Genomic DNA, 14218 nt, shown 5'->3' on the forward strand with positions numbered 1-14218 from the left:
ATTCGGATTTGAATCAGAGGGTATTATTTTTGAAATATTTATTTTGGAGGAGGATCAAATTTTCCTTTGAATGTGTGAATGAATTAAATCAAATTGGCAATTTGCATCAAGATTGGTACAACGATAACGAAGAGAACGGTTGAAGTAGTAACTAAGTTAGTAGCATAGTCGACGTCACCGTGTGCTTGATCAACTAAGATTGGCAAGACAGCTAATCCAGGAGCAGCTGATTGAATGATGAATGAGTTTGATTCGATAGTTGGTAGTGATGAACCCATCATTGAACCACCAATCAAGATGATACTGATCATGATTGCAGGAGCAATTACAAATCTACCAAGTAGGGCAATGATTGTGTCACGGTCAAACTTGATTGATTTCAAACCAGCATCAGCTAAAATAATACCGATGTAGATCAAAGACATTGGAGTAACGATACCACCGACCATGTCTAAGGTCTTGTTGATCCATTCTGGAACTGGAATAGCCAACAATAGGAAGACAAGTGAAACCAAGAAACCAACTAATGGTGCGGGAAGCAATTTCTTCCAATTGAATTTTTCTTTCTTAGCACCTTTTTGAACAGTTGGATCATCATTGGAGATGAAGAAGATACCAACAGCCCAAGTTGAGATTGTGTTCATAACATAGTAGATAAGGAAGTAAGGTAAACTCTTAGTTCCGAATAGAGCCATGTTTAAAGGTAAACCAATGAAGATCGTATTTGCGTTAACAAACATGTTAATGAAAGTACCACGACGACCTTTTCTAATTTTGAAGACTTTAGTTAAAATCCAAGCGATGATGTAGCCAATCGTAAAACTGGCAAAGGTGAAAATCAAACCACCGGATAGACTAGCTAATTTGTCCCGGTTCAAATACTTCAAAACTGAAACAAAGATTGAAGCAGGTAAAGCAATTTTCATAATAATGAATGAAATGTTTCCTTTGAACTCGTCACCTAAACGGCCAGAGCCACGTAACCAATACCCCAAGGCGATGACAAGAACGATTTCAGCAACACTTTCCAATGAAGTGATAAATGCAGCCATAATTATGTACCCCTTTATTTGACAAAAATTTTAATTAATATTTAGGTTCCCATTTGATGTCAGCAACGGCTTTCTTAGCGTCAGTAGCATCAGTTAATTTTTCATCGATAGCTTGTTGAGCAACACCAACAGCAACAGTCATACTGAATTCATCTAGTTTAGAAACTGGAGGAAGGACAGCAGCACCTGGTTGTTCTGGATCGACGATTCCACCTAATGAGTGGGCAGCTTTGTTAATCATACCATCTGAAAGAATCTTAGCATTAACAGCCATTGAACCAAGACCTAGACCTGGATAAACCAAAGCGTTGTTAGCTTGACCGATATGGTAAGTAACACCATTATATTCAACTGGTTCAACTGGAATACCTGTAGCAATCAAAGCTTTACCATCAGTCCATTTCAAAAGATCTTCAGCTTTTGCTTCGGCAAGTTTTGTAGGATTTGAAAGTGGGAAGATGATTGGACGGTCAGTGTGAGCCGCCATTTCTTTGATGATTGATTCAGTAAATGTACCAGGTTGAGTTGAAGTACCAACCAAAATTGTTGGATGAACAGCCTTCACAACAGCTTCGAGGTTTGTAAGTTCATCAGCATTAGCAAATTCACTACGTTTTCTAGTAAATGGTTTTTGTTCTGGTGTTAAATCCTCAGTATCATCGAATAGGAGTCCTTGTTTATCAACGAGATAGAAGTGTTTTCTAGCTTCATCTTCAGAAAGGCCTTCTTCAACCATTGCATCGAAGATTCGTTTAGTAATACCTGCACCAGCAGTACCAGCACCAAATGATAGGTAAACTTGATCAGTTAATTTTTCTTTAGAAATGTTCAAAGCACCTAAGATACCAGCCAAAGTGATGATACCTGTACCTTGAATATCGTCATTGAATGTTAAAATTTGGTCTTTGTACTTGTTCAAGATATTAGCAGCATTGCTTCTACCAAAGTCTTCAAAGTGCAAATACATATCTGGGAACAAGTTTTCAGCTGTTTCAACGAACTTATCAACGAAGTTGTAATACTTGTCGCCAGTAACACGTTCGTGATGATTACCCATATAAAGATCATCGGCAAGCAATTCTTTTCTGTTAGTACCAACATCCAAGACAACTGGTAGAACTGATTTAGGATCAACGCCGGCAGCAGCAGTATAAACCATCAATTTACCAACTGAAATATCGACACCTTGGACACCCCAATCACCGATACCAAGAATACCTTCACCGTCAGTTACAACGATCAACTTGATGTTGCGACCTTTAGAAGCGTTCTTTAAAGTTGCTTCGATATCATCTTGATCATCAATTGATAGGTAAGCCGCATTTTGTGGGTCTAAGAACAAGTGGCTGTAATTTTCAATCGTGTCAGCGATAGTTGGATCATAAACGACGGGCATAAATTCGTTAACATGTTCACTGAAAAGCTTGTAGAACAAAGTTACGTTTTCGTTGAATAAGTCCATTAAATACATTCTCTTAGCTAAGAAAGTATCCTTGTTAGAATAGTTTTCGTAAGCTTGTTCAACTTGTTGGTCCAATGTTTGTACGAATGGTGGCAAAAGACCTTCAAGGTGATTTTCTTTACGTTCTTCTTTGGTAAAGGCAGTACCTTTATTCAAAAAATGATTATTTAGTAAATCTAAACCTTCATATGTCATAAAAAATTCCTCCTAAATTTATTGAATCTAGTTCAACATTGGAATATTCCAATGCCTGTTAATTAACTTTCGTGATGTATCATAAACCCTTATAAAAAATATAGTCAAATATGTTATCATTAATAAATAATATTTATAGGTGAAGCTAATGAATTTAAAAGATTATCAATACTTTCAAAAACTGTCAGAATTAAAGAACTTTTCTGAGACTGCCACTTTCTTTGGCGTCAGCCAGCCGACTATCACATATGCCCTAAAACGCTTGGAAGACACTTATGGGATGGCACTTGTCGAACGAAAGAGCTATGCCAACTCTTTAAAACTGACCTATGCCGGGCAGCAAGTCTTACGCCATATCGAGCGGATCTTGTTGGAAGAGCACTTGATCGATGAGGATATCTCGCGGATCAAACGGGACAAAATCGTCATGGGTTGGCCACCGATAATTACTAACTATTTGATTCCCAAAGTATTTGATCGCTTAAAAGATGCTGATCTCTTGGATAGTATCGTTCAAGTCAGTGATGGTTCGGCGGAACTATTATCGAAATTAAAAAAGGGCGCTTTGGATGTGTCTTTATTAGGAACAACGGTTATGCCGCAAGAAGAACAGCTTGAATATCAATTGATTCAAGAACATCATTTTAAGTTTATCGCCTCAGATCAACGTGATGTTTCAAAAATTGATTCGATTCAAAAATTATTTGCGGAAGATTTTATTTCCTTGGATGAAGGTTCAGTTCATAATGTTGTTTTGCAAAAGTTGATCGAGCACTACAATGTGGCACCGCATACGATGTTTCAAACGTCAGATTACAAGTTAATGTTGAGTTTGGTTCAAGCTGATAAGGGAATCAGTTTTGTTACAGAAACAGCGATTGAAGGCATCAAAGGGCTTCAAGAGATAACTATTCCTGATTTGAAGTTACCTTCTTTCTACTTATTATTTGTTTACCGACACAGTATGGTTGGGAACCAAAGATTGGCAGAATTAATGCATATTTTTAAAAATATTTAAATAATAATTTTTTATATAAAAAAAACGAGGTATACAGGTATAGTCCATTCACGTTACAATATATTTGCCGATTTTTATTGGCGGAGAATTTTGGTGATAAGTATTATCTATGGCAAAAATATCTCATCAATATTTGGCCATAAATTGTATTTTTATTATGTTATTATCACTTTCTAAAATAAAAATGAGTGGATATCTGTGGGATAGTTCAAAAAAAACGCTCATTTTATAGGTTGGAAGCTGTGTTAAACGGTTTCAACCTTTTTTTCTTTACTTATAAAAATATGTCTAATTTAAATATTAGCCAATATTTATTTGAAAATATGGTATTATACTAATCGAAGGGTTGCTTATTGCGTAGTACACCTTCTTGAGAATTTCATGATAATAATAGTTATTAGTTTAGCTATTACTGGTTTGATGGTAGTTCCTCCCTGAGCTACCATTTTTTTAGACAAAAATAAGAGCCTCTACACTTTTGTGTAGGGGCTCTTTTAGTTACAATTTAAAGTTTCTTTTTGTGTAATTTACTGTGGTGCAAACTGTATGTAAAGTAAATGATCAGGCCAAGCGTAAACCAAATGGCAAAGACCATCCAAGTGAATGCTTGCAACTGGGTCATTAAAACGATACACATGATGAATGAAACTATCGGAATGATTGGGAAGAACGGTACTTTGAAACCAACTGGCATTTGGTCGTAATTCTTCAATCGGCGTAAGAAGATTACTCCTAATGAAACTGCTGAGAAAGCAAAGAGGGTTCCAATATTTACTAATTCAGTGATTTTTTCAAGTGGAACTAACATCGCCACTAAACTAGCAACGATTGCAAAAATATAAGTATTAAAAACTGGTACTTTCGTTTTTTGATTAACTTGTGAAAGTTTCTTGGGTAAGAGGCCATCACGGCTGATTGCAAAAATCAAACGAGTACCACCATACGACATTACCAAAAGTACGGTTGTCATCCCGGCAACTGCGCCAATGGAGACGATAGCTGCGACCCAGTTTTGATTCATTAATTGCAAAACATAGGCTACTGGATCAGCAACGTTTAACTTCGTGTAATGTTCCACACCTACTAAAACAGCAGCCACAGCGGCATAGAGAACCGAAGCAATCATGAGTGATGACACGATTCCAATTGGCATATCCCGTTGTGGTTTTTTGACTTCTTCTGAAGCTGTTGAAACGGCGTCAAAACCAATATAAGCGTAAAAGGCGATTGCTGAACCAGCCAATACTCCTTTAAAGCCAAAAGGAAACATTGGATTGTAGTTAGCTGGTTTAACATAAAAGATTGCTACAGCGATGAAGAGTACGATCACGGCAATTTTTACGCCGACCAAAATCGTGTTTAAGGTAGTTGACTCTTTAGTTCCCTTGGACAAAATAAAACCGATAATTAAAGTAATGATTCCGGCAATTAAATTAATGCCACCTTTGGTACCCGGTGTACCTAGTGACGCTGACAGAAATTCGGGTAATTTTATCCCAAAACCTGCTAAGAGATTTTGGAAATAAGCTGACCAACTGACGGCCACTGATGAGACGGCAAACAAGTACTCTGATACTAATGCCCAACCGATCACCCAAGCGACGATTTCACCAAAGACGGTATAGACGTACGTATAAGCACTCCCAGCCAAGGGGATGGTCGAAGCAAATTCAGCGTAACAAAGTGCAGCTAAGGCGCAGACTGCAGCTGACAAGATATAGGAGAACATGGCCCCCGGACCAGCATAATTAGCAGCGATGATTCCAGGAGTAATAAAAATCCCAGCTCCGACGATTGCTCCTACACCCATAGCTGTTAATCCCCAAGCGGAAAGATTTCGACTAAGCTGTGACTCGTTGATTGATTCAATTTCAAATTCTTTTTTCTTTAACAAACGGGTCGATTCCATATTGTATCCTCCATCAGTAGGAAGTTTTGAGGTATCGCCGCATGAGAAAGACTTTTATCATAACCAGGAAAAGTATAAATGGTCTATTTACAAAAAGTCAATAAATATGTTTATACAAATTGAGCAAATAAATTGTTGAAACCGATTACAACGGTTATAATCATGGTGCCGTAGAGTGTACTTTGTCATAACCAATTTTTTCCACACAAATGGTATAGGAGGTAACGATGCAAAATAAGACCGTTGTTGCGATTGCTGGTGGTGGAGAGAAGATTTATGAAATGATCGATTCTTTTAACGAAGAGATCCAATTCGACTTGTTCACGGTTGAAATCCCCAATCGAGTTTTTGGTCAAAATGTCAATGTCATCAAAGCTTCAGATGATGATGAGATTGCAGCTTTGGCCGTTAGCGATATTTTGCAAGGTGCGGATATTCTTTTCAAAGGTTTGATCCAGACGCACACCTTGTTAAAGGCTGTTTTACAACACAAGCAAGAGTTGGTCCAAAGTCCTGTGTTATCGCACGTATCCATCTTACACATTCCGGAAATCAGCCGCCTGATTCTACTGACTGATGCGGCGATGAACATCGAACCTAATTTTGAGCAGTCGTTAGCCATCATTGAGAATGCCGTTTCGGTTGCACATGATCTCGGGATTGACCATCCGAAAACTGCGCTGTTGAGTGCCGCGGAAAACTTTAATCCCAAGATGCCATCATCAGTCTGGGGTCGGGAATTGACCCAGCACTATCAGAGTTATCCGATAGAGTCCGACGTTTTTGGACCTATTTCATTTGATTTAGCTCTTTCTTCAAAAATTGCTCACGAAAAAAAGTTTACCGGACCCATTGTCGGGGATGCGGATATTTTAGTCGTGCCCAATCTTGATGTTGGCAATGTGTTATATAAGTCACTGACACTTTTTACCAAGACTCAAGTTGGTGGTTTGATTGTCGGTGCAAAAGTACCGATCGTGTTAACTTCACGAGGTGACAAATTAGAAAATAAACGGGCCTCGTTAGAGTTTGCGTTTAACGTTATTTAAAAGTAGGTGAAATGATGAATTATCGAACATTGGTTATTAACCCGGGCTCGACTTCCACCAAAATCGCTATTTTTGAAGATACCCATCTTTTGGCCCAGCAGGAAATCAATTATTTACCCGCTGATCTGGCGCATTTTGTAGATTTGATGGACCAAAAGGATTTTCGAATTAAAAGTATTGTTGATTTTATGAATAAGCATGATTTTGACTTTCAAAGTATCGATGCTTTCGTTGGCCGAGGCGGTCTGATGCGAGCAATCCCGGGAGGTACTTATACGATTGACACACAGATGATTTCTGATCTGACTAAAGGGCTTTTCGGAATTCATGCGGCCAATTTGGGAGCAATTATTGCAGATTATTTTGGCGAAATGTATCAGCGTCCAGCCTTTGTCGTCGATCCGGTCGTCGTTGATGAATTTGATCCTGTGGCCTACTTGTCAGGTTATAAAGACTGGGATCGACGGAGTGTCTTTCATGCATTGAATCAAAAAGCCGTTGCCAGACAAGCCCTAAAGCAAATTGGTAAATCTTATGAGAATGCGAATCTGATCGTGGCACATATGGGTGGCGGTATTTCTGTTGGGGCACATAAGTTAGGTCGAGTGGTCGATGTCAATAACGGACTCGATGGCGATGGAACATATTCGCCGAATCGGACAGGTTCAGTCAGTGCCATCTCTTTAGTCGATTATATTTATGACCAAGCTCCAAAAAAGTCCGAAGTGGTCAAACTGATTACTCACGAAGGTGGTTTGAAATCATACCTTGGTACCGATGATCTGAAGACGATTGAAAAAGAAATCGATCAAGGCGATGAGTACTCGCGGTTGATTTTTGATGGCATGGTCTATCAGATTGCTAAAGAAATTGGCAAGCAAGCGACAGTTTTAATGGGTCAAGTTGATCTAATTGTTTTGACCGGTGGGATGGCTCGTTCTGGGCGGTTAGTGAAAGCGCTTACGCAAAGGGTGGACTGGATTGCTCCTGTGACCGTTATCCCCGGACAGATGGAAATGCAAGCTTTAAACTTAGGGGCTCAAAGAGTTTTACAACAAATTGAGCAGCCAAAAAATTATGTCAAAGAAGCGGAGGAACTTGCAAATGGCAGATCCATATGACTTGGTGGTGATCGGTGGTGGAGTTGGCGGTTATAGTGGCGCCATTAGAGCCAGTCAATTAGGGTTAAAAGTTGCCTTAGTTGAAGCTGACCTTTTAGGTGGAACTTGTCTCAACCGAGGCTGTATTCCCACCAAAGCTTATTTGAAATCAGCCGAAGTCTTTAGAGAAGTAAAACAAGCTGACAACTTTGGTATTACTAATTCGGGTGAATTTGGCGTTGATTTTTCCTCAATCAAGCGTCGCAAAGACCAAATTGTCGAGAAACTTCGTTCAGGTGTCGCTTTTCTGATCAAGAAGAATCAGATTGATTATTTTGCAGGTCAAGCCAGTGTTTTGGGCACTTCGATTTTCACACCTAAAGCAGGCTCAGTGATGATTAAACCTAATAATGGTGACGATGAAGTGATTTTGACACCAAAGAATGTTTTGATTGCGACTGGTTCGAGGCCAAGCAGCTTGTCTAACTTAGAGATCGATGGCGAAAGAATTCTCAGTTCCAATGATGTTTTGGAATTAAATGAATTGCCGGACTCAATTGTCATCATCGGTGGTGGAGTGATTGGCGTCGAGTGGGCCTCGTTGTTGACTGATTTAGGTGTCAAAGTTGAATTAGTTGAGTTTCAAGATCAGTTGATCGCTAGTGAGAGTTCCCAAGCAGCCAAAATTTTACAAGCAGAATTGACTAAACGTGGTGTCAAAGTCGATTTGAGTACTTCAGTCGAAGAAATCAATTTGGACGGAGAAAATTTAAAAATCGTTGCCAAAACTGAGGATCAATTTTTTGATGTCACCGCCCAGAAAGTTTTAGTAGCGGTCGGTCGGCGCCCCAATGTTGAAAATATTGGCTTAGAAGCTGCCGGAATTGAATTTGATCAGCAGGGGATCATCGTGAATGATTATTATCAAACTAATCTGGACAATATTTATGCAATTGGTGATGTGATCAATACTTTGCAGCTAGCTCATGTGGCAGCTAAGGAAGCCGAATTAGCGGTTGAACACATCGCTGGACAAGTGATTGAAAAACTCGATTATCAAAATGTTCCCCGAGGTATTTACACTTATCCTGAGATTGCAAGCGTTGGACGGACAGATGGTACAACGATTTCCACCCAGGAAGCTTTACAAGGTCGTTTTGATTGGCAGGCCAATGGAAAAGCGATGATTGAAAAATTTGACGTTGGCTATGTCGAAGCTTTTGGCGACAAAATGACCGAGGACTTTATCGGTTTGACGATTGTTGGTGGGCACGCCACAGATATGATCAGTGAAGCTAGTTTGGCGTTATATTTGAATGCCACTCCAGAAGAAATCGGTCAAACGATTCATCCGCATCCCACTCAAAGTGAAGCCATTATGGAAGCTAATAACGATATTTTTGGTAGGGCAATTAATAAGTAAAGGAGTAGAGCAATGGATTTAAAGCAAAGTCAACTTTCCAATAGTGAAATTATTTCAGCTTATCGAATCATCAAGAAAGCTCGCCGTTTAGATGAACGTCTCTGGCAGCTTAATCGAATTGGTAAATCTACTTTTAATATTTCCGGTCAAGGGGCGGAAGTGGCTCAAGTGGCAATGAGTTTGGCCTTTGACCCTGAGATTGATTATTTTTTACCGTACTATCGTGATATGGCAGCAGTTATGGTTTTTGGAACTAGTGCCAAGAGTATCGTGATGGGTTCTTTAGGTAAAGAGGCCGATCCTGCTTCTCACGGTCGTCAGATGCCGAATCATTATGGCGATAAAGAGCACCACGTAATATCCTTTAGTTCAACTGTTACGACTCAATTTCCTCTGGCAACCGGAGTAGGTTTGGCTTTACAGATCGATCAAAAACCAGGGATTGTTTTGACTTCAACTGGTGAAGGCTCGACTGCAGAAGGCGATTTCCATGAAGCCTTGAATTTTGCCGGTATTAAGAAATTGCCTGTTATCTTTGTAATCGAAAATAACGGCTATGCAATCTCAACGCCTAATCATGAGGAATTTTCTACCAATGACCTCAGCACTCGGGCAATTGGTTATGGAATGCCCGGTAAAAAAGTTGATGGACATGATTTTACTAGCACATATTTAGCCTTCAAAGAAGCAATTGAGAATGCTCGGACGGGTCAAGGTGCTAGTTTGATAGAAATCACCGTCGATCGTTTGACAGCTCATTCCTCTGATGACGATCAACGAGTTTATCGTGAAAAGTCTGATATTGATACGATGAAAGAAAATGACTGTATCAAAGGTTTTGAAAGTCAGTTACTAGCCGAAAATATTTTAACGCAATCCGAGCTTGAAACAATCGATCAGGAGATCATTCAAGAAATTGATCAAGCAACGACTGCTGCTGAAGCAATGCCAGATCCAAGTGCTGACCAAATATCAACACATGTTTATGCGGGAGGATTGAACAATGGCTGAGGTTACGTATTTAGAAGCAATCAATCAAGCTTTACAAGAAGAAATGTCACGAGATCCTAAGACAGTTATCTTTGGCGAGGATGTTGGTGGCGATAAAGGTGGCGTCTTTGGTGCTACCAAGGAATTAGCTGAACAATTCGGTGATCACAGAGTTTTCAATTCACCTTTAGGAGAATCTGAAATTGCTGGATTGGCCGTCGGTTTAGGCATAATGGGTCATCGGGCAATTGCCGAATTTCAGTTTGCTGATTACATTTTGCCCGCAGTCAATCAAATTATGTCGGAAGCGGCCAAGATGCGTTATCGGACAGCTGGTGATTATACCGTACCGGTAGTCTTTCGGACTCCGTATGGTGGTGGAGTTCGTGGCGGCTTTTATCATTCCCAATCTACCGAAAAGATTTTTGTCGGTCAGCCTGGGTTAAGAGTGGTGACACCTTCAACCGTCTACGATGCAAAAGGTTTGTTGAAAGCAGCTATCAGAAGCGATGATCCAGTTTTATTCTACGAGCACAAGCGACTCTATCGAGCTTTGAAGGCTGAATTACCAACCACTGATTATACAGTCGATTTGGACAAAGCCAAAGTTGTTCGTGAAGGATCTGATCTGACTATCTTTGCTTATGGCATGATGATGCAGTACGCATTGGCTGCCAGTGAAGAACTAGCTAATCAAGGTGTCTCAGTTGAAGTAGTTGACTTAGTTAGTCTATATCCATTGGACAAGACAACAATCATTCAAGCTGCTAAAAAAACTGGAAAAGTTTTGCTGATCACGGAAGATACTAAAGAGGGCAGCGTCATGAATAATGTTTCCGCTCTCATTGCCGAAGAAGCATTATTTGAACTTGACGCACCAATCAAAATCTTAGCCGGACCAGATTCGCCAAGTATGCCGTACGCCAAGAATTTAGAAGATGCTTTTCTAGTAAATCAAGCCGATGTCACCCAAGCCGTGACTGAATTGGCAGAATTTTAGGAGGGAATCCAATGTCGGAAATAATGGTAAAAATGCCCCCTTTAGGTGAAAGCGTTACCGAGGCCACTGTCAGTCAGTGGTTAGTTCAACCAGGTAGTGTCGTCAAGAAGTATGAACCACTTTTAGAAGCTATGTCAGATAAAGTCACCACCGAGATTCCAGCCAGTGAAGATGGTATCGTTCAAACGTTACTTGTCACTGAAGGAGATGTCGTTTCGATTGGCAGCGATATTTTAACTCTGGAGACCGACTCGAAAAAGACTGAACCAACGCAGACCGATTCGACACCTGCTGTCAAACCGGCAGAGACTGAGACAAATAATCGGTTACGTTTTTCACCAGCAGTATTAAAAATCGCTGGCGAACAAGGAATCGATTTGAACGAAGTTAAAGGTACTGGTACGGGCGGTCGGATCACCAGAAAAGATGTTTTAAGTTATCAGCCAAGTGAATCAATTCCTCAGACAGTTGAAACAGTGGTGGCAGAAAAACCAGTGCTTGACCGGCCAACGACTGAAATTAATACTGACGACATCGTAACTATCAGTCCTTTGCGCAAAGCGATTGCCAAGAATCTGGTTCAGAGTGTAACTGAAATTCCTCAAGCTTGGACAATGATCGAAGTCGACGTGACTAATTTAGTTAAACTGCGCCATAATTTAAAACAAGCATTTTTCGAACAAAATGGTTTTAAGTTGTCATTTTTCCCATTCTTTGTCAAGGCCGTCAATCAAGCGCTGATGAATCATCCGAAATTAAACAGCAGCTGGCAAGATGAAACCATTGTCTATCACGATGCCATCAATACCTCAATTGCGGTGGCAACTGAAGAAGCGTTGTTTGTTCCAGTAATCAAAAATTCTAATTATTTAAGCGTGGCAGGCATTGCCAGTGAAATTAATCGACTAGTTGATAAAGTCAAGACGAATAGTCTCACTAGTGCGGATATGGCCGATGGAACTTTCACGGTCAATAATACGGGAAGTTTTGGCTCGCGAGAATCAAAAGGAATTATTAATCCTCCGCAAGCCGCAATTTTACAAGTCGAGGCAATTAGAAAAGAAGTCAAAGTTATGCCTGACGAAGCGATTGCCGTTCGTGACGTAGTTAATCTCTGTCTGACGATCGACCATCGTATTTTAGATGGACTAGCCGCAGGAAGATTTTTGAATGAAGTCAAAACTAATTTGGAAACAATCGATAGTACGACCAACATTTACTGATACTAAGGAGTGTAACAATGAAATTATTTGATGAAATGATTAAGAGCGATTACGAACAAGTGGTTTTTTGCCAAGATAATGTTTCTGGCCTCAAAGCCATTATTGCTATTCACGATACTACTCTCGGTCCAGCCCTTGGTGGATGCCGTATGTGGCCTTATGCTTCAGAAGAAGAAGCCCTGATCGATGCGTTGAGATTGGCCAAAGGGATGACTTATAAGAATGCAGCTGCTGGTTTAAACCTTGGTGGTGCAAAGACTGTCATTATCGGTGATCCCAAAACCGATAAAAGTGAAGCAATGTTTAGAGCTTTAGGCCGCTATATTGAAAGTTTGAATGGCCGTTATATCACCGCTGAAGATGTCGGAACTACGACTCAAGACATGAATCAAATTTATATGGAAACAAATTTTGTTACTGGTACGACTGATGCTAAAGGAGCTTCAGGTAATCCAAGTCCGGTGACGGCTTTAGGAGTTTACTATGCCCTCAAACGTACTGCTAAAGAGATTTTTGGCGATGATGACTTGAGAAATCGAACCATTTCGATTCAAGGAGCCGGAAATGTTGCCACAGGTTTAGCCAAGTATCTTAATGAAGATGGTGCTAAACTGATTGTCACTGATATCAATCAAGCAGCAGTCGATCATTTGGTTCACCAGTATAACGCTAAGGCGGTTGAACCAGATGAAATTTATGATGTTAAAGCTGATATCTTTGCACCATGTGCTTTGGGTGGCGTCTTGAACGATGATACGATTGCCCGTCTGAAAGTTAAGGCCATCTGTGGTAGCTCGAATAATCAATTATTAGATGTCAAACGCCATGGTCAAATGTTGAAAGACAGAAACATCTTATATGCCCCTGATTTTATTGCCAATGCTGGTGGCGTAATCAATGTTTCCGACGAATTGAAAGGTTACAATAAAGCTCGTGCTTTGGAAAAAGTTTCGATGATATATAATCAAATTGGTGAGGTCTTTGATATCGCCAAGAAGGAAAATATCACTACTGCTGAAGCTGCCGACCATTTAGCTGAAAATCGCATCAATGCGATTCTAAATGTGCGTGGTAATTTCTTACATACTGAAAAACATACGATCTTTGAATTAGTTTAAAAAATTATTTAACACAAAATTACCTCTGATTTGGAATGGAATCAGAGGTTTTTTTAGTTATCGTTAAAAAAATACGGCTATTTCTCTTTCAAAATTTGATTTTAAGTGTGTTAAAACTGATTAACAGCAATAATCCGCCGTTTTTCTATGGTATAATTTTCAGTAACAAGTCATTTAGGAGTTTTAGAATGAAGTACAATGAGAAACAGCAAAAAGAAATAGCAAAGTATGCAATCGACCATCAAAAGGATTACAAAGCTACGGGTGAAAAATACGATATTTCTTATCAGCAAGTAGCTGCTTGGGTGAGAAAGTACCAAAAGAATTCAACCGTGTCCACCCAAAAGAGCGTCAAATCAACTAAAACAACCAAAAAAAACGTTCAAAAGCAGGCGAATGCCCTAGATGTATTGAGTCGAAAAGATCCGGTACTCGAAGCACAATTGCTAGAAGTTAAGAAGAGACTAGGGTTAATTTAGTTGCAAAAACAATGGAAGTTTGACGATTTCTTTCAATCGTCGATAGCAGAAAATGCAGACGATAAATTTAAGATGAGTTAGATTACGACTCAACTTGAGTTTATTTTTTTTGCCCGCTGTCAGGCTTGAAATATTGTTAAACAAATTAAATGTTGTTAGATCAATAATAGCTGAATATTTTTAAGCAAAGCCTTTTTTTG

Annotated in this window: 12 protein-coding genes; 9 read left to right on the top strand and 3 right to left on the bottom strand. The window is 39.7% G+C overall.

What is annotated here, in order from left to right; genetic code table 11:
- Window positions 1-83: 83 nt before the first annotated feature.
- Both ACYT32_RS05420 and ACYT32_RS05425 read right to left on the bottom strand, forming a co-directional pair.
- Window positions 84-1052 carry an AEC family transporter gene (locus ACYT32_RS05420; protein ID WP_395264799.1) on the bottom strand — a complete coding sequence of 323 codons (969 nt, stop codon included), beginning with the start codon at window positions 1050-1052 and terminating at the stop codon, window positions 84-86.
- A gap of 34 nt (window positions 1053-1086) precedes the next feature.
- On the bottom strand, window positions 1087-2709 hold the full coding sequence (locus ACYT32_RS05425) for a malolactic enzyme (RefSeq protein WP_395264798.1): 1623 nt from the start codon (window positions 2707-2709) through the stop codon (window positions 1087-1089).
- A gap of 148 nt (window positions 2710-2857) precedes the next feature.
- Here ACYT32_RS05425 and ACYT32_RS05430 point away from each other — a divergent pair, with 148 nt between their 5' ends.
- Window positions 2858-3727, top strand: a complete 870-nt coding sequence (locus ACYT32_RS05430; RefSeq protein ID WP_395264797.1) for a LysR family transcriptional regulator — start codon at window positions 2858-2860, stop codon at window positions 3725-3727.
- Between the two features lie 505 nt (window positions 3728-4232).
- Here ACYT32_RS05430 and ACYT32_RS05435 read toward each other — a convergent pair.
- Entirely contained in the window at window positions 4233-5636 is a 1404-nt protein-coding gene (locus tag ACYT32_RS05435; RefSeq protein ID WP_395264796.1) for an amino acid permease, read from the bottom strand.
- Between the two features lie 227 nt (window positions 5637-5863).
- Between ACYT32_RS05435 and ACYT32_RS05440 the strand changes: the two genes are divergently transcribed.
- From ACYT32_RS05440 to ACYT32_RS05475, 8 genes are all read left to right on the top strand, one after another.
- On the top strand, window positions 5864-6685 hold the full coding sequence (locus tag ACYT32_RS05440; RefSeq protein ID WP_395264795.1) for a phosphate acyltransferase: 822 nt from the start codon (window positions 5864-5866) through the stop codon (window positions 6683-6685).
- 14 nt (window positions 6686-6699) lie between these two features.
- On the top strand, window positions 6700-7806 hold the full coding sequence (buk, locus tag ACYT32_RS05445; RefSeq protein WP_461793369.1) for a butyrate kinase: 1107 nt from the start codon (window positions 6700-6702) through the stop codon (window positions 7804-7806).
- Window positions 7790-9208 (top strand): dihydrolipoyl dehydrogenase, encoded by a 1419-nt coding sequence (lpdA, locus tag ACYT32_RS05450; RefSeq protein ID WP_395264793.1) that lies wholly within the window; start codon window positions 7790-7792, stop codon window positions 9206-9208. The genes buk and lpdA overlap by 17 nt, the downstream gene beginning before the upstream one ends.
- Before the next feature lie 12 nt (window positions 9209-9220).
- On the top strand, window positions 9221-10219 hold the full coding sequence (locus tag ACYT32_RS05455) for a thiamine pyrophosphate-dependent dehydrogenase E1 component subunit alpha (RefSeq protein WP_395264792.1): 999 nt from the start codon (window positions 9221-9223) through the stop codon (window positions 10217-10219).
- A complete protein-coding gene (locus ACYT32_RS05460) occupies window positions 10212-11198 on the top strand; it encodes an alpha-ketoacid dehydrogenase subunit beta (RefSeq protein ID WP_395264791.1) in 987 nt (328 codons plus the stop codon). The genes ACYT32_RS05455 and ACYT32_RS05460 overlap by 8 nt, the downstream gene beginning before the upstream one ends.
- Window positions 11199-11209: 11 nt before the next feature.
- The gene (locus tag ACYT32_RS05465) at window positions 11210-12421 is read left to right on the top strand and encodes a dihydrolipoamide acetyltransferase family protein (protein WP_395264790.1); all 1212 of its coding nucleotides are present in this window, start codon (window positions 11210-11212) and stop codon (window positions 12419-12421) included.
- Between the two features lie 17 nt (window positions 12422-12438).
- The gene (locus ACYT32_RS05470; RefSeq protein ID WP_395264788.1) at window positions 12439-13539 is read left to right on the top strand and encodes a Glu/Leu/Phe/Val dehydrogenase dimerization domain-containing protein; all 1101 of its coding nucleotides are present in this window, start codon (window positions 12439-12441) and stop codon (window positions 13537-13539) included.
- Between the two features lie 188 nt (window positions 13540-13727).
- Window positions 13728-14018, top strand: a complete 291-nt coding sequence (locus ACYT32_RS05475) for a helix-turn-helix domain-containing protein (RefSeq protein WP_395264787.1) — start codon at window positions 13728-13730, stop codon at window positions 14016-14018.
- Window positions 14019-14218 lie beyond the last annotated feature (200 nt).

This window comes from Companilactobacillus sp. FL22-3, from assembly GCF_054881455.1.